Raw genomic sequence first — 20463 nt, forward strand, 5'->3', positions numbered from 1 at the left:
CGTTACCTCATCAAAAATTCGTGCTGTACAGGAACGTCTGACCGCGTCGCTGGCAGCAACTGTAGGGTTGCCACAGGGCAAAAGCGGCATTGGCATCAGTCGCGGGTGTGTGGTCTCCGTCAGGAAACACGGCGCAGGACTGGCTGAGCTGCGGGGAAAGACGCTGCCATTTGTGGTTTTGGGTACCAGTGTTTTCCTGAACTGCATCCGGCGGCCAGTAGCCAGCGGAGCGATGGCCAATCAGGGGCTGGTAAACATGGGGTTGTCCCGAACGGGTGATAATGTCGGCCACCCGCTGTGCCACCAGAGCACCGGCCTTGTCATCATCGACCTGCGTCACGAACCCCGAGCGGGGATAGACGTTCCCCCACATGTTACCGGCAGCCTGACTGCCGACCTCGCGTTGCCCGGGGACCAGGGCTTCCGGATACAGTGACTCCGGCATGCCGGTACGCCATACCAGGCTATCCAGCGTGCTGAGAAAATAGGGAACGAACGGCGTCGCCGCACTGTTGCACGAATAGCCGGGGATACTGCCGCCGATTAATGACGTCGCCGGATGGCCAATGGCATCGGCATACTTGAAATGCAGATTGGTTTTACGTTGCCCCGGTGCTTTCTGCTCGTTATTGCCGCCGCCGGCAGACAAGCCACTCAGCGCGTTGGTGACGGTGTTCTCCAGACCGCCGGCGCTCTGGCTAACGAAAGCCATTTCCTGCCACGGATTTCCGCCAGGGGCGTTATAAGAAGACACGACGGCTTCCGGAATAAAGTGGGTCACCTTAACGGAGGTACGCACCTTACAACCAAATGGCGTACACAGCAGCCAGTAACAAATACCGGACACGCGCCAACTGATACAGGACTGTGATACGGCGCTGGCAATAATCCGGGCGCTGTTCAGCGAAGCATTAACGGCAGGCACGCTGGCTGCGGACAGCATGATGGCCACACTGAGAGACTTGAGGTTAAGATGGGGTTGATTTGGTCGTTGCCCGAGGATCGAATGGAGATGAGTAAATTGCATATTACTGTCCTCCCTGAGCCTGGATGCGCAGCGCCCTGGCGCGTGCAATATCGGCCGTGCCATACACCACGTCCTGATCATCAAATACCACCGCAGGTACCTTTTTCACACCCAGCTCCCAGGCGCGAACAACGGCACGGTAAACCGTCGCCAGTTGCTCTTCCTGCGCCTGCCATTGTGGGGATTGAAGTACCGCTTTCGCCTGACGCTCTGCCAGAGCGGGATCGGAAGGAAGCTCGCCGAAGATCTGCGCCTGTAGTTGGTCCGGTCCGTCAAGGTAAATGACGGCGACAGACGCATCGCTATCCGTCGGGGGATGATGGGAATCGGTATAGAGCACTGTGTCGGCAAGCACCGATGCCGGCATCAGCAGTGGGAACAACGTCAGCAACGTGCTGATTTTCATGGCCTGCACTCCTGTGTGGATAGAATTCACACAGGGTGCTATGGGGAGCTCAATAAGGCAGCAAAGAAGTCTTTATTGGATTGTGAAAATTTTTTAGCACCAAATGATAATTTGGATTAATGTGATTACCAAGGGGTACTGACGGTATAATTACCAGGCGATTTTGACGCAACCAGATTACCAACACCTCATTGCTCTATCAATCAAACAGACATCAGGCTGTTTGTTGTATAGATTTTGCTCTGGCGACACGTAAAGCAGTCGTGTTCATGTTTTGGCGAAGCCAGATACTACGAACCCCTCCGGGGCTGATGTCCATACCGTACTCAGCCTTCACCTTCAGAGCGACTTTTTGTTGACCCAGATGAGGATACTCAATGGAGAATTGCACAACCGTATTCTCAATGCTGAGCTCTGTGCAGTTTTTATGCCTCAGATTAGGCGTCTCTTGCCGTTTAAGTGCGTTGCTTCCACCTTCTTTTAGAAGTCGCCTGTGGCGGTAATTTGTATCGCGAGACACGCCGCTCAAGCATGATGCTTCGGCAAAATTGCCAAGCTTGTCAGCCAGGGCCAGTACATCTAGCTTTTTCTGGACGTCGATATCTTCCATGGATGTTTTAACGGGCTCCGTAACCTCTGACACCTGTAATTGTCTGCCGGCAAAGTAAGCACTGAACTGTTCATTTTTGCCTTGTCTGATTTCAATTTTCTGGTGCGCTATGGAGTGTTTTATCGGTGATTCGATGAAATAGAATTTATTGCCGCAACTGAACGTATGGTCATTACGGATTTTACGATAAACCTTGGTAATGCAGATATCATCAAGGTTAATGTGCCTGGACAACGGCGTATATTCGGTGGCTGCTGTTCTTGTTTTAACGGTCAGTTGCTTGCGCCAGAACTGCGGTATAAACACATGCTGAAGGTGGCTGTTAGCGCCCGCCATATCAATAATGTTGTGCAGCCTCAGCTCCGGTATGAGTCGGTCTTGCAGGGTATCAAGGGCACGTTCGATACGCCCTTTGCCCTGTGGTGAACTGGCAAAGATGATTTCGATACCCAACTCCTCACAGGCCCGCTGCATCTGGGAGAAGTTGCAGCGTTTGGGGCCACCGCCCGGTCAACGAACAACGTCTTAAACACGCCGTACCTCTCAATGACGGAGCGCATGACTTTCAGGCAGCCTGCGGTGGTTTCTGACGGGAAGAATTCAGCGTGGATATCGCTGTTGGCATCATCAATCATCGCAATCAGACAGGATTTGTTATTGCCAAACCAACGGTGCGTGCTGCCATCCATTTGCAGCATCAATCCTGGCGCTTCCATTCGCTCCCTGCGTTTGTGAACCCGACTTCGCCTGCGCTTTGCACGTTTTACATGATGAATATCGTGTGCCCATTTTCTCAATGTTTCACGCTTCACTACAATATGTTCATTGGTTTCCAGCATTTCGGCGAGATGTAGCAAATTCAGGTCATAGTATTTTTCACGGATAAGCGCCTGAACCTGTTGCTTTACTGTATCCGGCGTTTTATTCGCAGGTTCACTCCCGGCGTTGCCATGAACAACAAACTGGAGCCCCTTGTCTCGATAACGCTGGAGATAACGTTCAATGGTACGTCTGGATTTATTGAGGAGCTTAGCAGCATTGGCAACAGTGATTTTACGCTCAGCCACTTTTGCAATGACATCCACGGTCAAGGCTTTGGAGTTCAACGTGATCATCTTTAGCGTTCCTCAAGTGTACAAAAAACACTCAAAGAGCACGGTTATCGATTAACCGTCAATTTCCCTTGGTAATTAGCGACTACGACAGAATCGCGTGGTAATTAAAGTACGACAAAATCGCTTGGTGTTAACACAATGATCTGTATTGGCTTAGACTTGATCTGGCAGTATTCTGTGCTAGAGCACGATTAAACCTGACAGTCGGCAATAAGCGAAGTTCGCCAATTGTGGCAAAGCGTCAGATAGTAATGGTTTGGCTACTAATTACTCTGTATCTGTATGCTAATAGAAAGGAAGCAGATCAGGTAAAGTTAGTAAAGGAGGTGTTAGGAAGATTAATGAATATAGTGAAAGACACTTAAACACTGAGTAATATTTCACAAGTAAAAATAAATACTATAGACTAAAAAAGGAGCTTGAAATGGATTTACTAAAAATAAAGATAAAAAACCTTAGGACCATAAAAAAACTAGACATTTCACTAAATCTAAAAAAGGGGGTTTATGCAATATCTGGAATTAATGGCGTTGGTAAAAGCACTTTCTTTAATGTCATGGCTAAGTTGGTTTACCGCTCTGCGTTAATAAGCTATTTTGCGAAGGATGGAGATTCTAGTACTGAGGTTGAATATAGCTACGGAAATGTTATTAATTCGTGGCATAAACAATCGGGTCAGTGGCGGGCTAAAGTTAGAAGTGGCGGGGAACTGTTTTTTTCTGGCATATATGAAGCATCTATAATTTACGGCAATAGATTTATTGATGCGGACAAAAAGAAAATACATGCAATATATAAGTTAGTTGACGCAGATCTATGTCCAGCATCCGATTTTGTTTGTCATAACTTGGGAAGTATTTTAAAAGGTGACTCTGGGTTTTATAATGGCTTGAAAAAAGTTAAAAATGCAAAGCATGCTGAATCTTTAGGATTCAATAGTCCACCATACCTTATGGATATTGGTGGTCATCGAGTCCATCAGTACAAGATGTCTACAGGTGAGTTTTTAATGATTGGCTTGCTATCATATATTAAAAGGAGGATAGATTACTCATCTCATTCAAATGAGATCACACTTCTTTTGTTAGATGAAGTAGATTTAGCACTTCATCCTTCCGCTCAGGTTAGGCTTATAAAATTTCTAAATGAAATTAGTTCAAAGCATAATCTTTGCATATATTTCTCCACACACAGTATCCAAATACTTAGTGCAATAAGAAAGGACAACATCTATTTCCTTGAGCGAGGGGGGGATGGTTCTGTTGAAGTTACCAACCCTTGCTATCCTATATATGCTTCAAGGAGTATATATGAACCAGATGGCTTTGATTTTATAATTTTGCTTGAGGATGAACTTGCGAAGAAAATTGTTGATTCGATAATCTCAAGAAATCAACTTAATTCAGCCAAGTTGATCAGAACTATACCTTGCGGTGGATGGGAGAAAGTTATTGAGTTGCAGAGAGAGATTAATATCTCTAAATTGGCCGGTCACTCCTGCAAAACAATTTCTATACTTGATGGTGACATCGAGGTTCTTTTTGATGCTAAATTTAAAAAAACAGACTCCAATGGAGATTCATTAATACCAAAGCAAAATATAAAATTCCTCCCAGTGAAAAGTTTGGAAAAATATCTTAGAGAGCATCTTTATTTAAGCCCAAACTCAACCCTGACAAATAGGATTGGCGATGAGTATTTTCATGTTGAAAGTCTAACATCCATCCTAGATTCATACCGAGCAAGAAAAGATTCAGCAGATGACAGCACAGGAAAAGGGCTGCTCATGGCTCTGAAATCATGCGCGGTACAACAAGGGCATAACAGTGATGTTTTTACTCAAACGTTATGCATGATGATTGCGTCAATGTTTCAAGAAGAGTCACTCGAAAAAGCACTCATCCGCGAACTTCAATAAAAGCGTGAACACAAAATAAGCCTATATCAGATAACAGCCCTCTAAGGGCTGTTTTTGCTTATAATGCTCGATGCACAGTCATGACTGAAGCAAGTGATCGAGGACGAGTGCAGATCTTTCAGAGTGCTCATGACGAGTAAGAGTTACGTTTGAATCTCATCATAATGTACCACAGGCACAGCAACTGACCGGAAAAGGTCACAAAACTCTGGCCGCGTAGACCTGCATTCCATTGATTACAAATGATCTTATGCGAAAGGCATTCTGAAGGGCTGTTCCGATCATTAGGTTTATAGCTTCCTTAATTTCTGAACCTCTTTAAAATAGTAACAACCTGCAAATTTAGCAACGATTCATCCCATAGGGTCTGTAAGTATTCTGCTCATTTTAACATAGCCCCATGAGGTGCCATTACCTTTGAGCCTGTGCCATTTTTTGTTTTCTCATCGTATCGAAAATGACCGACAGAGGAAGAGCCCTTTGATTGACATTCAGAAATAGGAATGGCTAATCAAATGCTTTTATTTGAGCAACGTCCGCTTCACGCCCTGAACTGACAGTCGGACCTAATTGAACCCAAAGTAGAAATATGTCACGGATTAAGCATGAGTATGAGCCAGTACAACTATCAGGGGCGATTCAATAACAATCGATGTGCCTTTCGACGGATAGAAAGCCGATGCCCGCCACTGCGGGACATTGCCAGTAAAAAAAACCGGCCATCAGGCCGGTGCAACGAACTCTATAACATTCAAATCGCTATCAGAAATAAAGTACACCCAAGCACTAATTCACCTGAAATCGCTCGCACATATCACTCAGATGGAGCAGCAGATACACCACGTCGGCCGCATCCGGGACGGTGATGTACCAGCGTGGATGGCTGTATTCCTCAGGCTGTGGCCACAGGGTATTGCCGGTCACCGTTATCAGGACATCGATGCACCGCCCCAGACGGCCTTCCAGATGCAGCGCCACACTGGTGCGACTTCCAATCCGATGAGGGTGCGCGGTCAATGAGACCGGCCCCGACAGCCGATCGCGGATAGCCTGACAAAATACATCCAGCGCCCGGGCATCGGTTTCACTGATACTGGCCCCCCCCTGGGGCGGCAGGGTAAACAGAGACGGCTCCCGATACAGGTTATGCGGACGAACAGCGAGAGCGGGGTATTTCAGTGTCATCATGCAGCCTCTTCCCCCTCGTCTGTCAGCAACCCGCGCAGGCGGTCAAGCTTTTGCGCCACTTTGCGGGCGGCTTCCAGCTCACTGCAGCCAAATTTTTGCATCAGCGCGCGACGCTCAGCTTTTTCCTCTTTTTCGGTCATACCCAGTGCCAGGTACAGGCTGGGCGGGACAGCCCGGAACAGCGCCTCCACTTTTTTCGACAGTATCACCCCTTCGGTATAGCAGCCGGACAGTTTACTGGCGGACAGCAATACCGCCTTTTGTTCATCCGTCAGCGCCTTGAATCGGGCGATATCGTTGACCTCTTCCGGCGGCATCGTCAGACAAACCCACCATTCCGCCATGTTCAGCATCTTCTCGGCGATGTCCGGGAAGTCTTTCAGGTTCTGCGTGGCCAGCCACAGCCACGCGCCGAGCTTACGCCACATTTTGACGATTTTGGTCATGTACGGCGCCAACAGCGGGTTCACCGTCACGATGTGCGCTTCATCCACGGCAAACACGATATCCCGCTCCGAGTACTGGTCTCGTTCGGCAATGTTGTTGATGGTGTTGGTCAGGCTCACCATGGTCAGCGCCATTTGTGCTTCATAGCCTTCCCGCGCCAGATGGCCCAGGTCGATCAGCGTCACATCCGCCTCCGGCCACAGGCTGCCTTCACGATTGAACAGTTCGGCTTCAAAGCTGCCTGTCTGTGTGAACATCCCCAGCGATTCCGCCATTTCGGCGGCTTTTGCCCGCCGTTGCGCATTACGCACATCGTTGCCGTCATCTTTGGAGATGTCATACAGCGCCTTCTGCAGGTCGGTCGGCAACATTTGACGCCCCTCTTCATACGTCTGGCGTGCCGCCATCAGCAATGCTTCACGGATCATCGCGCGGTCGGCGCGTTTCAGTTCAGCCTCTTCCTTCTCATCCCCACCGGTGATCATCATGCGCGCCGAAATTTCCATTTCGCCCAGGTAATCACGCTTGTCCTCATCTTCGTCGTCAGCATCAAGATCCGGCAGATCGTTTTCATCCAGGTTCAGGGCGGTTTCTTCAACCAATTTATGTGCATAGGTGAACGGCGGCAGTGACACGCCGCTACCCGGTTTGATGCTCACTTTATTGACGCTGAGCCCCTGGTTTTCATAATAATCGGCGAGCAGCCCAAAACTGTTGCCCGCTTCCGCAATAAACAAACGTGGACGGTGTATCGCCATCAATTGAGACATTACCGCGCACAGCGTCGCGGATTTCCCGGCGCCGGTCGGACCGAAATACAACATGTGCGCATTCTGACTGCGATCGTGCTTGTTCAGCGGGTCGACCGTCAGCGTATCGCCGCCACGGTTGAAAAAGCTCATCCCCGGGTTGCCGGTACCGGTCTCACGCCCGGTTACCGGCAACAAGCCAGCCAGGTGTTGTACCCAGGTCAGGCGGGTATACCAGTGTTTTTTGTCCGTCTCCGGGTTAAAACACATCGGCAGCGCCCGCAAATAGGTATTGAGGGGCGCCACGTCAAATTCGGGACGAATGGGCTGCAGGCCGGCGCCGAGCAACACGTTAGTCAGTTCCACGCGTTTGTGGTTGAGTGCATTCAGGTCGCCGGCTCGCAGCAGGAACGTGATGCCGGCGCGGTACAATTTGTGGCGATTGCCCAGGTATTCCTTCACCTGCGCCACATCCTGACGCACGCGCCCGGACTCGGTATTTTCGCCGACAGCATTCTTAGACAGCTTGTTGAAATCGTTCTCCAGCGTATCCTGCGGCTGCACCACGATGGTCATACACACCATCGTCCCTTCCGGGAACAAATCCATCAGCGCATTGATTTTCTTCTCACCGCGTTTCATTTCCCCGGTGATCGTGCCCGGCTCCGGCGGGCGGCGCAATTTCTCGACCGGAATGGCGCAATGCGCCTGATTATCGAACCACCAGACACCGTTGTCCGGATCGGACCGCGGCGGCGTAAACCATAATGTTTCAGCAAAATCGTTCATCACCGGCATCTCGCCTTCCGGTGTATCACGACGGTCAAAATAGGCCGCCTCCCGGTACAGGGTCTCTTTACTCACCCAGTCCGGACTCGGATTAAAATGACGAAACAGCCAGTCATGGACCTGCGCCCCGTTCTGCCGCACGCAGATGACACCGGCGCCGGCGAGGGCGCCGGTGACACGTTCACAGGCCTGATCGAGCATCGCGATTGGCGGCATCGGATCCGCGTTATTTTTTCCAATCCAGCGATAGATCACCATGCGGGTGCGCCGCTGCTGGCCCCGCCATGGCTGATCGGTGATAAGCGTATCTTTAAACAGCCCCTCCGGACGGGCAATCCCACGCAGATGTCGCTCTGTCTCTCTTAGCCAGGACTCGGACAATTTACTGCCCTGTGCATGGGGTTTAACGTAGGCTCTGAGCCGGTCGATATAGGCCTCGACATTGTTTTCATCCTGGCAGAAAAACTGTACCACCCAGGGGTTTTCGTCATGTTCATCGAACGAATCCTGCAGCGCATCCTCGACCGTGTCGCGCATCTGCTCAAGGCGGTCGTCAGTACGCCCTTCTGTCGCCACAGGCGTGACATCAAATACCGCGCCCACGGAAACGCCGTCATCGAGCAAAATACATTGCTCGCGATCTAAAAATTCCGCCCAGGGCAGATAATCAATGATGGATGGATTGGCGTGATACAACTGCTTTTCATCATCAATCGTCATTTTTCCCGATCGCGTCAGCGCCTCTCGCCCGGCGACGATCAGGGAAACACCTTCCTCAGCGGAAGTGAGCGGGCCGGTCGTATCATCAGCGGGAAGCGCCGGACTTTTTCGTATCAGGCGCTTTTGATCAAACAGAGGAAATCGCATCAGTAGGCCTCCGTCCGCTCACCCGGCATCGCATATTGCACCTGGCTGTAGAACGGGAATACGGTGCTGTACCCCGGCACCGGCGCGTTACCGTCCGCAAGATGCGGGAACACGTACATCACCAGGTCGGGATTCGGCAGCCGCGGGAACTGCTGGCTGATTTCATTTTCCTGCGTACGGCTGTAGCTGCGATCGTCTGTCAGGGTTGACTGCTGCTCGTTCTCCGTAAGCGGACGCCGCAGGCTGTCCCGGGCGGCCACCGCATGGCGCGTGGAGCCGCCACCATCTTCTCCCTGCCACAATTCCAGCATCGTGCTGTCGCCCGCTGGCAGCATTTCTTCTTTCGATGTGGAACACCCCTGAAGCACCAGACCACTCGCAAGCATAAGAAATATGGCTGATAAATATCGTTTACGCATGTTTAACGTACCTCCGAAACAACCCATCAATGACCACGACACACAGCAAAGAAACAACCAAAACAAACAACATGTACCGGATAGAAAACATGGCATTCTCCTCGTTAATCCAGTCCGCCTGGCGTGCCGGAGTCCGGCAGACTGAAGTCGTCATAACGCACCTTACGTCCCTGGGTCTCAAAATCGATCGCCAGTTGACGGGTAATATGGATAGCCAGCTTCTGACCCGGAGGCACATAAATGGCATCAAACATCATCCCGTAACGCTCACGCACCCAGTCGGCCGTTTCTTTCATACTGCCGGACAGCGCCTTGCCCAGAACAGCCTGGCCGGCACTGCCCGTCATGGTGGAGGTGATACCGTTGACGTTATTTTGCGAGGTGTACTGCCCCTGACTGAATGCGTCACCGGCGGCGCTGGCGCCGGAAAGGGCAGCAATGGTAGGCAGGTAGGTCGAGGCATTGGACTTACGTTCGCCACCAATACACGGGATACCATTGTCATCCGAGATCCAGCCAATACCGGCATTGGTGCTTACATCCTTGCCGTTGCCAGCGCCGCCGCTGTTATTGCTGCCGGTATTGGCGTTGGCTTTCGGCAACGTACGAATCGTGCCATCCGCAAACACGAACGTAATGCTGTTGACCTGGCCACGCACACAGGACAGCGTCCAGTCGCCGCTGGCGGTGCCTGATACGACGGCACCTTCGACGTCCGGCAGTTCAATGCCGTTGGCCGTCAGGTTGTCTTTGCCAATAAGCAATTTAAACGGGTAGGGATCGGTGACCGTACCGTTGATTGGCACCCGTCCCAACAGCGCGGTCATCGCGCGGCTACCCACCAATGTGGCATTCTCCGGCAGGGTATATACCGGCTCAGCGTTCTCCTCCTCCCCTTTTTCATGGGTGTGGCCCTTTACCTGCTGCTCATACGCGGCTTTTTGACGGGTTAAAGCATTATCAGCCAGGAAAGAGGTCGGGAACTGAGGCCCTTCTTTCGCACTGTTGGTATTGCGCGGATCGGGTTCTTGCTGATCTTTGGGGTTCACCCACATCAGGCCGTCCTGTCCAGGTTCGGCGCGCCCATCACTGGCACCCATTCCGTCCAGCCCCAGCCCTAACGGGATATCTGAGTCGTTTTTCTTCTTATCCTTATTGTTGGCCAACTGATCGGTCAGACTCTGAATTTTACCCATCAGAGTCTGCTGCTCCTGCTGGAGCTGCTGCTGACGCTGCAGTGCCTGTTTCTGGAACCCGGCAACCGCCTCGCTCACCTGACCCGAAACATTCTGATTACGCTTGCGCAATTCCTCGTTTTCTTTCAGGACATTATCGATATTTTTCTGCAACTCCGCCTGCTGAGTACGCGTGGTGCGTAACGTACCGACCAGGGTGCGTAGCGTGTCCTCCGGGGTATCGCCTTCAACCCCCAGCGCATGCAGTTCTTCGGGAGATAAGTTGGCCAGCACACTTTGATCGTGCTGGTTTTTTTCGGGTGATTTGTTACCACCGCAGCTTTTCAGCCCGACAACAATCGCAGCCGCCAGTACCCCGACCACTATCACCTTGGGCAGCATATTGGATTTAACGCTCGCCATGATCGCCTCCTTTCTTCACCGTTTTACGCACAACGGTTGGCTCGGCAACAAAAGCGCCGTCCGGACGCCCGGCCGTGACCAGATACAGCGTAGTCGTGTCCTCCGGCGTGCCGACCGGACCGAGGAAGCGGTGCTGGAATGTCGCCGTCACAAACTGTCCCTGCAGGTTGCGTGGATCCAAAACGATCTTGCGGCTGGCGGTGTTTTGCACCTTGAGCGCGACGACATTGCGACGGCCAATCCCCCATCCTCCCAGCGGCGTGACCGCCACCGGCTCTGACGGGTACAGCGTGGTGATACGTTTTGGCAGGTGAGGGTTAACCGGATGAATACCCGGTACCGCTTCAACCGTTCGCACAGGACCGTACAGGCTTTGCGCCGCATAGCGTGTCAGCACAATCGGAAGCGGGGCGTTATATTTCACCGGCTTGCGTTTCGTCTGGGTACCGTTATCAGCGCCGGGAGTCGAACTTTCTTCGCCAGTGGCGACGGCATTGTCTTTATCACTGCTGACCGATGTTACATCGCCGCTGTAAACAAGACGCACCGGCTCGGTGGGGCCATTTTCTTCGGCAGTAACATCAAGGAGAATGAATTCACCACTCTCCACGTCCTGCAACTGCAGCCGGGTTTGCGGAAAGGCGCTGTCGGCTTTCAGATATACCGCGCCACCGCTGCTTTGCACGCGTAACTTATCGTTCAGCGCCGGCGGGAAACCCACGCGCACATTTTTATCGACGAACAATACCCGCTCCTTACCCACGGCCAGCGGGATTGGCAGAGGAATACGCTCCCACTTCATCAACTCATCCGCATGGGCAGCCGGTGCGATAAACGTCGCCGTCAGCGGTAATAAACCAAGGGCAAGCGCCAATACACGTACGTTGATCATTGGAACACTCCTTTCTTCTCCGGCGCGGGTTCTTGCGGTGCGACGGCCAGGCGCTGTGGGATACCGTCGTAGCAATCCAGCGCCATACCAAACTCATTACGTTCCGGATCGCCTTCCCAGCGAACAATTTTCAGCGGATAGCGTGTCAGCGCGCGCTTCACCGGCTCCCCGGCAAACGACTCATCGGCCACCAGATCAAGGCGCACAATCCAGTTGTCCCGTCCCTCGACCGTTACCGGATCCTGGTTATAGCGCCCGTTGTAGCCATGTTCCGGGATTTCGAACACCACACGCGTCCTGCCGGTCAACTCGCCGTTATCACTGCGTTTTTTCGCATCCGCCTGCAGGAAACGTTCGCACGATGGCGTCAGGTAGGCAGAGAGCGTGTTAATTTTTGCCGGGTAATCTACCTCGCCGTTTTTCGGCCAGGCATTGAGTTGCTGGAAAATATAGAATGCGAAGCTGTACACCGTGGAGGGCGGTATTTCCCACCAGGCGCGGGTAGAGCCGCTGCGCAAGTCAGGAGGATTATGGATGGTGAGATTATCCGGCACCCGCATCCAGCCGACGCTGGCCACCAGAACGAAGAAGACCAGCACGCCGCAGGCTATACGCAACGTGAGAATATGCTGGTCACGGTTTTTTACCGCATGACGGAAACGGCTCATGTTGACCTCTTAACCACTCGGCTGCGCCGCAACGACCAGCCTTGTTTGTCGATAATGAGGGTGGGGTCGCCCCACCCTATGCGACGTTTGCGCTCCTCGAGACGCTGCCAGATATAGTTCTCCGGTTTACCGCGCTTGAGGCGCGTCAGCCGGCTGCCACCAAACCAGATGACAAGGAGTGGCATCACCAGCATGCCGGTGGGGACAACGACCCAGCCGGCAAGCGGAAGAAACGGCAGCGACACAAGCAGACCCAGTCCCACACCGGCCAGCGCCGCCAGCCCCATCTCCGGGGTGGTAAATCCCCGGAAAACCACCGGTTCAGCGTTGAGGCGATCGGGTAAAAAACGGATAGTCTGCATCGTCTGCGACCTCAGAACAGAATTTCGGCAGATTTGCCAACCAGCCAGATAACGATGACCAACAACACGACACCGACCAGCACGATGGCGCCAAATTTGGCCCAGTTCGCTTTACCGTCACGAACTTCCGCAAAGGTGTGAATGGCCGCATTGGCGACGATAAGGAAGGCCACCGCGGCGGCAACCAGGCCAATGACGACGATCCCATCCTGGAAATAGCCTTTGATGGTTGACATCAGACCACCGCCACTGCCGGTAGACGGCGCTTCAACAGTGGGTAATGCGGCCTGTGCCGGTTGGACAGCGGCATACAACAGTGACGTCGCCACCACCAGCCGCGCGGAAAGATGACGAAAAAGACCTACAACAGCGTTCATAAGAGATTCCTTTTACGATAAGAAAAAACAACACATTCAACTGGCGAACATCCAGGTTGAGATAACCAACAAAAGAACGAGCCTGACGCCGAAATGAATCAGCGCGCTGTTACGCACGTTCTCGTTACTCCACCCTTGCCAGACATCAACCAATGCCCAAGCCGCCCACAAGAACAGCGTCGCCAGTAACCCGCCGATGCAAATCAACGAAAGGATATTGATTTCAACTCCGCCGCTGGCGGCGTTGAAGGCCTGCTCCTGTGCGCTACTCATGGCCATCAGGGGCGCTCCCGGCGGTACTTGCCGGCAACAGCGCCGACGTCGCGCGGTTGCGCACGGGACGGCTCCAGGTAGCGATCGATACCGGCATTGATGGTTTTGAGGTCGGACGTGGCGCGTTGATAGTCAAAGTAAAAACGGCCTTGTTCCGACGGATCCGCCTGAACAGCGGCGACACGAGCACGCTCCAGCGCCGACTGCACCTGAATCAGCATGCGCTGGGCAGACGCCAGCTCGTCCTTTTCAGATGCCAGGGCTGGCAGCGCAGTCAGCAGAGTCAGGCCCAGCACACAGCCGACGCCGACACGAAGGGTCACAACGGGGATAGGCATACGAGCACTCCTTAGTGATTTAGGGTGCTGTTAGAGTGCGGTATCAGGCGAGGAAGGTCAGCGGATAACTCTTTATGGGTTTTTGATAATTTTCGGGGAAAAACTGTATGGGCTCATCTCAAAAACGGAAAATAAAGCATGCTAAGCTGGGCTGCCGCCCTAGCAACTTTCTGCTAACGAAATCGCTCAAGTAACAGCCTGCCAAAGACGATGGGATGGAACCATGATTGACGAAAATAAGCACCAAATACTCGACACATCTTCTGCGACTAACATTAACAGTGATATACAAAATATAGATAAAAGTATCGCCATATACAAAGTTCAACTTGAACAAGGGGATATCCAGAAAGCATATCAATATCTACTGCGGTATGTGATGCACCTAAAAGTGTATTTCACAAGTAGCCTTACCGATAAGTTCTCTTGTGGGAACGTATCACCGGGATATATGGACTTTACCTACTTTCCGTTCTTTGATGGTTATTTGCGAGAACGGAAGCTACGCTTTGGCATTGTCCTGAACCATAAGGCCCTACGCTTCGAGTTGTGGTTGATGGGGCAAAATGCAACTGTCCAAAAAGCGTATTGGAGCAAGCTAAAGAACAGTCAGTGGAATGCCGAACGTACCGAAATGCCTCAATACAGTGTTTTGGAGACGATACTTGTCGAATCACCAGATTTTACAGATGCTGATCTACTCACAGAAATGATAAAAAAAGAAGCGTTGCGTGTCTCAGAGACTGTGCTTGACAGCCTCAAAGTTTTTGACACGGAGAACAAATCATATTGATTAGCTATACACGAGTCTCGCTTTGGGATCAAAATCTGGAAGTTGCTCTACGCTTTATTTTCCGATTACTGAGGGCTGGTCGACACCTATTATGGAGTAATGCGATTACACAACCACTGACGCGCCGCTTTTCGCGCTTGTCTGCTGACGGCGGCGCACAAAAACAAGTTTTGCACGTCGCCGTCCAGCCCGAATAACAGCCTGAGATCAGAGGTATTTTTTGAAAGATGCGGTGGTCACAGTCACCGCGATCCCCAACAGAATCGCTGCCGGCAACAACAGCAGGTTGGGATACACCGCCGCTGGCCAGGACAGATACAGCATGCAGGGGATGTAAACAGCGGGTTTCACCATCCGTTTCGCATGGTGATACACAAAGCTCGATTCATACCCGGCGCCGTAACGCCGAATATCACGCCGCCCCATCCCTTCGGTCAATGCAACCAGCACCACCAACACAAACAGCGGAATAGAGAGCACCAGTATCGTGACCCGGACCAGGGCGATCACCGTGACATACATGCCCGCCAGCAGGAAATCCTGCAAAGAATTAGCCAGTTGACCACTCCAGTTGTTCAGTTCTCTGGCTATCGCGTTCTGGCTGTGCGCTTGTGTCTCATAAGCGCGATGGATCCACGCCAGAAAGCCGCTGTCGACAAATGCCCACTGATAGGCCGCGCTGATCCAGCGAACCAGGGTGATCGACGGTTCCGACAACAGCAGGCTGCGGGTAAATTCCGATGACAAATACCCTATTTCCGTATGCATCACCGCCTCACTGTGCGACGCACCCAGCTCTGACCAGAAGAACACCATGCCGACATATTCGATCACCAGACTCACAAAGAGCGAAGCCAGGAACATCCCAATCAATGTCCAGGGCCAGCCCCACAACACGTTGTAAATCAATCCGTGTTTTCGCGGCGGCACAGGTTGCTGTGGCTGAGTATTATCCGTTTGCGACATGCGTTCTCCCTACCGTATCCGGCATGATCTGACTTGCCGACCACCAGGACTCACTGGTCCGGTAGTTACGCCTCATCTCCTCGGCAATTTTCTGCAGGTTAGCGGGCATCAGCACATCATCACCGTCGCCGCTGGGCAAAGGCATGCGGATTTTCCATAACTGCCCGCCTTCCAGCAGAGCAAACGCCTGGCCTTTGGGCAGATTAATCACATCAGCCGGCGCCAGTAACGGCGTCTTCACTGTGCTGACACGATCCTGGGTGCTGGAAGTAAAATCCTGCCCTTTCTCAACATCAGCGGTGTCTGCATGACCGGATACCAGGGTTTTGGTATACACCTCCACCTCCGGCAATTGTGATGTCAGTAACTGAGCCGTCCGCTGCTCACGCACGCGCAACATAATCAAAGTATTGAAGTTACCGGTGACCTGGGCCGCTTTGGCCGCACTGCCGATACGAGCCTCGATGTCTGACTCGGTTTGCGTATAGGCTGTCACCTGAATACCGGCGCCGCCGCCCTTATTGATTAGCGGGATAAACTCTTCCCCCATCAATTCATTGAACTCGTCACAATGCAGGTTTATCGGCAGCTTGCCGTCGGCTCGGGTTGGCAGTCCGCCATGCATACCGTGTTTATAGATATGGCCGGCCACGGATACCAGATCAGCGAACATGCTGTTACCGACAGCGGAGGCCACCACGCCATCGGACAACGCATCCAATCCGACATAAACAATGCCGCGCTTGCGGATGACCTGCTCCCAGTCAAAAATAGGTCGCGGATCGGCCATGTTCGTATAATCGGGCGCCAACAATTCAGCGGTTTTGCCGGTCGTCAACTTCTCCAGCAACGGCAGCAATGAAGCGACGATTTTGTCAAAGTATGTGCGGTCATAACGTACGGCCGAGCGCAAACCATCCAGGATGGGATCATACAATTGCTTGCCAATGTCAGAGCTCAACGCCATTTCCACCGCCATGATTTTTATCGCGTTCGGCTGGCCCTGCATGTTGCGCGGCACATCATCTTCCGTCAGCACCTGCAGGCTGTTATCAATCTGCTGCAGTAGCGCCGGCATCCGTTCCTCGATAACCTTATGCGCATAGGTCTCGTAAAGTTCATTAATGTTATTCACATAACGGGTGATCAGGGTGTAGTCAGGGCGTTGGCCCAGAGCGACCAGGGCGCGGGCAACGATATTGACGAACCGCCAGGCAAACTCGCGGAACGCGGCGCTGTTCCCCTCCCCACTTAACTGCCCGGAAATTCGGCCCGCCACTTCCGAAACACGCTCAAACCTGCCGACCGCGTTATAACGTGCAGAGATATCCGGCCACCCAAGATGAAATATATACAACTCATCCCCTCGACCGGCGCGGTGGGCCTCAGCCCAAACTCGGCGTAACAGGTCCGCATCGCCTTTTGGGTCGAACACGATGGTGATATCGCCGCGGCGGATGTCCTGGGAGATCAGCAGTTCAGCCAGGCGGGTTTTACCGACTCGCGTCGTGCCCAGTACCAGGGAGTGGCCGACACGTTCACCAAGCGGCATCGAGACGTCGAGCTCATCCGGCTCAATGCCATGGATTGCCGGATTGCCCCCCACCGGCGGTAAAGGCCGGACCGGATTCAGCGGCGAATCGGTTCGTAGCAACCGGGACAACCACGGCATGTTGTATTCGGTTTGCAGTTCCAGACGCCGCGCCATCTGATAAAGTTTTGGCGGCAGGACATACTTCTCTACTTCCGGTCGGCGCGTATCCATCAAGCGCTGGGTATGTTTCTGTTGCCAGCGAAAACCTTTGCCAAGGAAAAGCCGTTGCCGGCTGACGGGGATCTGCGCGCTGGTCATGACATAACGGGGCAAGCGGCGCAGATTACGGCGGTAACGGATCACTTTCATGCCCTGACGAGCCCGAATAACCGACAGAACTGCGAAGCCACTGGCGGTGACATAACTGACCGACGGCGCCAATGCCACCGACCAGGGCGCCACAAAACAAATCCCGGCAGCGGCGCCGGCGACAATTGCCGTATTGAGTTCCACCGCAGGACGCAGCAGCGCTTCCATCACATGGCGATTACTCATCGTTTTTTTCTCCATCCATACCGGCACTGCACCGGCAACAGATTAAAGGGAAGACGCATCGGATTGACTCCGTTGGGATTTAAAAGGGGTGAAGGAAACCTCATCCCAGGACGCTTTACCATTCAGCAGATCCAGCAGGCGCTGCCCGCTTATCAGCTGAACTTGAGGATGGGCGCGCAATAATGACCGACTGAGTTCGCCGGTGCGTCCGGTATGGATAAAGAAGCCGCCGCAGCATTCTCGCAGCAACAACGCCCCGAACTGCTGAATATGGGCCGGGGTGATCGTTTTACCGTAACGTTTGGCCTGGATGAGGTAACGCTGACCGGCGATAAACACCTGCCCGTCGAGCCCGCCGTCGCCACTGTATGAAGCATTGCGAACGATCGGATATCCCTGGCGCTCAAAAGCGAGCAATAACAACTCTTCAAACACATAGGGGTTGATTTTACGCAGGTAAGCCAGGCGTTGCGCATCGCCAGATAATTGCGGCAAACGCTGAATCACCCGCTCAGCCTTTGCCCTGTAACGACGGTGACGCCTTGCGCTGACCTTTTGGCAACCGCGCAGATTCAGCGTCACCATAACCCCGATAAACAACCCGACCAACAGCGTCGTCAGCAATGGATTGGCCATCAATTCAGCGGTCAGGTGTGGCGCCGGCATCATGGGGTCACCTGCTGCGACAACCCGGAGTCCGTGATAAGCACCGGATAATGGCTAAACTGCAAACGGCGCGCCAGCTCACCGCCTGACGCCGGCGCCATAGGCACTCCGGGGGCCATTTCACGCAGTGACTGAAGCCCCGGAAAGTGGCTGACGTTCACCACCAATCCGGCGGCACGGCGGGACTTCAGGCTTTTCGCATTTGCCTGCAGCCAGGCACGGGAGGCGGCGTCATCCCCCACAATAAACAAGGCGCCGATGCCCGGTAGATTCAGCGGTCGTGAGGCGACGTTCCCCGGAGTCAGCTCCGGCGTGATCACTGGCAACATCGCCGTTTCCGTTTCAGGCGCAGACAACGGGAGCGGCGGTTCCACAGGGGGAGAAGGCCGCACGTCCTGGCGATTGATCCCCTCAAAATAGGGTGCGGCATCATCACCCCCTACATCGGCAATGACGTTCAAATTGGCTAACGCTGTGGCCGTCACCAGGTTCAATCCGAACAACAGAAAATTCACTTTACGCATAATTATTGGCTCCGTGGCTCTATCCAGGTCAACGCCGCGGTCTGCACCGGCATTGTCGTCGTACGGGTCACGATGGCGGGAGCCGTCGTTCCGGCGTTAATCCGTGCCAGCTTGGTCTTCACGATGGATTTGTAACGGGCGGCAGGGGCGCCGCCGGCGGGATGGTGATAGCAGCCAGCAGCCGCCAGCCAACTCCCCGGATTACGGTCATAGCACTCTCGCAGAATGCTCGCGGCAGCGTTGAGGTTGGTATAAGGGTCAAATGCCTCCCAGGTCGACGTAAAATGGTGACCATTCCAGCCCAGGTTTACCTGGGCAATGCCGACATCAATGCGTTTACGCGGATGCGTTTTCAGGAAACTCTGCAGGGCTTCCCAGGCCTGCAGACGGCTGGCATATCGGTAACCTTTCCCGGCGACATTGATGGTCCATGGCCAGGGACGTTCGACCGAAGGAGGCTGGCCGGCTCCCCGGGTAACAGAGGAAATGCTTTTGGGCGCCATCGAGGTTTCAGCCAGCGCCACCGAATAGAGCGATTCCGCCGGCACTCCGTGGCGCATAGCCACTTCGCGGTAACCGGCCGGGATATCTTGTGCGATAGCGGCCTGTCCGCAAACCGGTAACCCACACCCCACTGACAGCGCCAGGGTCAGAACGCGGCAATAGTCCATCCGTTTTCCCCCTGTTGCAACACAACCGGCATCAGGCCGTTGCCGAATTTCATCCAGCGGCCACCGTCATGATTGAGCGTAATTTGGCGCGCGCGCACCTTATCAACGGGAATGTGATGCTCCCTGGCCCAGTCACGCAGCAAACTGTCGTTGCCATGGCTGTCGACCAGGTAAATATCGACAGGTCGGTTGTCCGCCAGAACCGCCGCCAGACGCGCATCGCACGGGACGCAATCCTTAGCCTTAACAAACAGGGCCAGACGGCCGCCGGTATCATGCGCAATCCCCGCCGCATTCCCCATGTTTACCGACAATACCCCCAGGCGTTGCCAGGCGGCATCCACCTCCCGCTGAAACTTCAGTTCCTTCTCGGTACGGGCAAATTCTTGCCTGACCCATTGTTCGGCATATTTTTTTCGTTCAGTGTCAGTTCGTGCCTCAATGCCCAACGCCGTTAATGGATCGAGCCCGGGTGACTGCATACCGCGGGGGCCATCCATTAATTGTTGGTATCGCTGGTAATCCTCGGCATTCAGCCCCCACTGGCTGGCCTGTTTCTGGATATCCTGAGAAGTGCTTTGCGCGGTTTCCTGCCTGGAAACATCCTGTCCCTGACTGTTTACAGTCTGGATCCTGGCGTGAGCCGAACCACAGGTCAGAATCAGTACCGACAGGATAAAAACCGTGTTTTTTGGTCTCATCTAACATTCC

The 20463-nt window shown here is 53.3% G+C and carries 20 protein-coding genes and 1 pseudogene; 2 read left to right on the plus strand and 19 right to left on the minus strand.

Features of this window, described 5'->3' with window-relative positions; translation table 11 throughout:
• Window positions 1–10: 10 nt before the first annotated feature.
• From EH206_RS19360 to EH206_RS19370, 3 genes and pseudogenes are all read right to left on the minus strand, one after another.
• Complete coding sequence (locus tag EH206_RS19360) at window positions 11–943, minus strand: TIGR03756 family integrating conjugative element protein (RefSeq protein ID WP_369750676.1); 933 nt, start codon at window positions 941–943, stop codon at window positions 11–13.
• 85 nt (window positions 944–1028) lie between these two features.
• The gene (locus EH206_RS19365; RefSeq protein ID WP_009114235.1) at window positions 1029–1433 is read right to left on the minus strand and encodes a TIGR03757 family integrating conjugative element protein; all 405 of its coding nucleotides are present in this window, start codon (window positions 1431–1433) and stop codon (window positions 1029–1031) included.
• A 214-nt stretch (window positions 1434–1647) separates the two neighbouring features.
• Window positions 1648–3158 (minus strand): annotated as a pseudogene (locus EH206_RS19370) (ISNCY family transposase).
• 424 nt (window positions 3159–3582) lie between these two features.
• On the opposite strand from EH206_RS19370, the gene EH206_RS19375 reads away from it, so the two are divergent.
• On the plus strand, window positions 3583–5076 hold the full coding sequence (locus EH206_RS19375) for an ATP-dependent nuclease (protein ID WP_009114238.1): 1494 nt from the start codon (window positions 3583–3585) through the stop codon (window positions 5074–5076).
• A gap of 786 nt (window positions 5077–5862) precedes the next feature.
• Here EH206_RS19375 and EH206_RS19380 read toward each other — a convergent pair.
• The 10 genes from EH206_RS19380 to EH206_RS19425 all read right to left on the minus strand — a co-directional run bounded on the left by EH206_RS19380 (window position 5863) and on the right by EH206_RS19425 (window position 14043).
• Window positions 5863–6264 (minus strand): hypothetical protein, encoded by a 402-nt coding sequence (locus EH206_RS19380; RefSeq protein WP_040343405.1) that lies wholly within the window; start codon window positions 6262–6264, stop codon window positions 5863–5865.
• The gene (locus EH206_RS19385) at window positions 6261–9116 is read right to left on the minus strand and encodes a conjugative transfer ATPase (RefSeq protein WP_009114240.1); all 2856 of its coding nucleotides are present in this window, start codon (window positions 9114–9116) and stop codon (window positions 6261–6263) included. Before EH206_RS19385 ends, EH206_RS19380 begins: the two co-directional genes overlap by 4 nt.
• Window positions 9116–9535: a TIGR03751 family conjugal transfer lipoprotein gene (locus tag EH206_RS19390; protein ID WP_009114241.1), complete on the minus strand. Its 420-nt coding sequence runs from the start codon at window positions 9533–9535 to the stop codon at window positions 9116–9118. Before EH206_RS19390 ends, EH206_RS19385 begins: the two co-directional genes overlap by 1 nt.
• 104 nt (window positions 9536–9639) lie before the next feature.
• Window positions 9640–11133, minus strand: a complete 1494-nt coding sequence (locus EH206_RS19395; RefSeq protein ID WP_009114242.1) for a TIGR03752 family integrating conjugative element protein — start codon at window positions 11131–11133, stop codon at window positions 9640–9642.
• The gene (locus EH206_RS19400) at window positions 11120–12025 is read right to left on the minus strand and encodes a TIGR03749 family integrating conjugative element protein (RefSeq protein WP_009114243.1); all 906 of its coding nucleotides are present in this window, start codon (window positions 12023–12025) and stop codon (window positions 11120–11122) included. The genes EH206_RS19395 and EH206_RS19400 overlap by 14 nt, the downstream gene beginning before the upstream one ends.
• Entirely contained in the window at window positions 12022–12693 is a 672-nt protein-coding gene (locus tag EH206_RS19405; RefSeq protein WP_009114244.1) for a PFL_4703 family integrating conjugative element protein, read from the minus strand. Before EH206_RS19405 ends, EH206_RS19400 begins: the two co-directional genes overlap by 4 nt.
• Window positions 12690–13055 (minus strand): TIGR03750 family conjugal transfer protein, encoded by a 366-nt coding sequence (locus tag EH206_RS19410; RefSeq protein WP_009114245.1) that lies wholly within the window; start codon window positions 13053–13055, stop codon window positions 12690–12692. The genes EH206_RS19405 and EH206_RS19410 overlap by 4 nt, the downstream gene beginning before the upstream one ends.
• A gap of 11 nt (window positions 13056–13066) precedes the next feature.
• Window positions 13067–13432: a TIGR03745 family integrating conjugative element membrane protein gene (locus EH206_RS19415; protein ID WP_009114246.1), complete on the minus strand. Its 366-nt coding sequence runs from the start codon at window positions 13430–13432 to the stop codon at window positions 13067–13069.
• A gap of 36 nt (window positions 13433–13468) precedes the next feature.
• Window positions 13469–13711, minus strand: a complete 243-nt coding sequence (locus EH206_RS19420; protein WP_009114247.1) for a TIGR03758 family integrating conjugative element protein — start codon at window positions 13709–13711, stop codon at window positions 13469–13471.
• The gene (locus tag EH206_RS19425) at window positions 13711–14043 is read right to left on the minus strand and encodes an integrative conjugative element protein, RAQPRD family (RefSeq protein ID WP_009114248.1); all 333 of its coding nucleotides are present in this window, start codon (window positions 14041–14043) and stop codon (window positions 13711–13713) included. The genes EH206_RS19420 and EH206_RS19425 overlap by 1 nt, the downstream gene beginning before the upstream one ends.
• A 223-nt stretch (window positions 14044–14266) precedes the next feature.
• Here EH206_RS19425 and EH206_RS19430 point away from each other — a divergent pair, with 223 nt between their 5' ends.
• Complete coding sequence (locus EH206_RS19430; protein ID WP_009114249.1) at window positions 14267–14836, plus strand: DUF7000 family protein; 570 nt, start codon at window positions 14267–14269, stop codon at window positions 14834–14836.
• A gap of 207 nt (window positions 14837–15043) precedes the next feature.
• On the opposite strand, the gene EH206_RS19435 is transcribed toward EH206_RS19430, so the two are convergent.
• From EH206_RS19435 to EH206_RS19460, 6 genes are read right to left on the minus strand one after another with little or no spacing between them, the layout of a single operon-like run.
• Window positions 15044–15802 carry a TIGR03747 family integrating conjugative element membrane protein gene (locus EH206_RS19435; protein WP_009114250.1) on the minus strand — a complete coding sequence of 253 codons (759 nt, stop codon included), beginning with the start codon at window positions 15800–15802 and terminating at the stop codon, window positions 15044–15046.
• Window positions 15786–17891 (minus strand): type IV conjugative transfer system coupling protein TraD, encoded by a 2106-nt coding sequence (gene traD, locus EH206_RS19440; RefSeq protein ID WP_009114251.1) that lies wholly within the window; start codon window positions 17889–17891, stop codon window positions 15786–15788. Before traD ends, EH206_RS19435 begins: the two co-directional genes overlap by 17 nt.
• Before the next feature lie 42 nt (window positions 17892–17933).
• A complete protein-coding gene (locus EH206_RS19445) occupies window positions 17934–18560 on the minus strand; it encodes a restriction endonuclease (RefSeq protein WP_009114252.1) in 627 nt (208 codons plus the stop codon).
• Window positions 18557–19081 carry an integrating conjugative element protein gene (locus tag EH206_RS19450; protein WP_009114253.1) on the minus strand — a complete coding sequence of 175 codons (525 nt, stop codon included), beginning with the start codon at window positions 19079–19081 and terminating at the stop codon, window positions 18557–18559. Before EH206_RS19450 ends, EH206_RS19445 begins: the two co-directional genes overlap by 4 nt.
• A gap of 2 nt (window positions 19082–19083) precedes the next feature.
• Window positions 19084–19752, minus strand: coding sequence for a transglycosylase SLT domain-containing protein (locus EH206_RS19455; protein WP_009114254.1), 669 nt, complete (start codon window positions 19750–19752; stop codon window positions 19084–19086).
• Window positions 19731–20453 carry a TIGR03759 family integrating conjugative element protein gene (locus tag EH206_RS19460; protein WP_009114255.1) on the minus strand — a complete coding sequence of 241 codons (723 nt, stop codon included), beginning with the start codon at window positions 20451–20453 and terminating at the stop codon, window positions 19731–19733. Before EH206_RS19460 ends, EH206_RS19455 begins: the two co-directional genes overlap by 22 nt.
• Window positions 20454–20463: the final 10 nt, after the last annotated feature.

The organism is Brenneria nigrifluens DSM 30175 = ATCC 13028, from assembly GCF_005484965.1.
In the GTDB taxonomy this organism is placed as follows: domain Bacteria; phylum Pseudomonadota; class Gammaproteobacteria; order Enterobacterales; family Enterobacteriaceae; genus Brenneria; species Brenneria nigrifluens.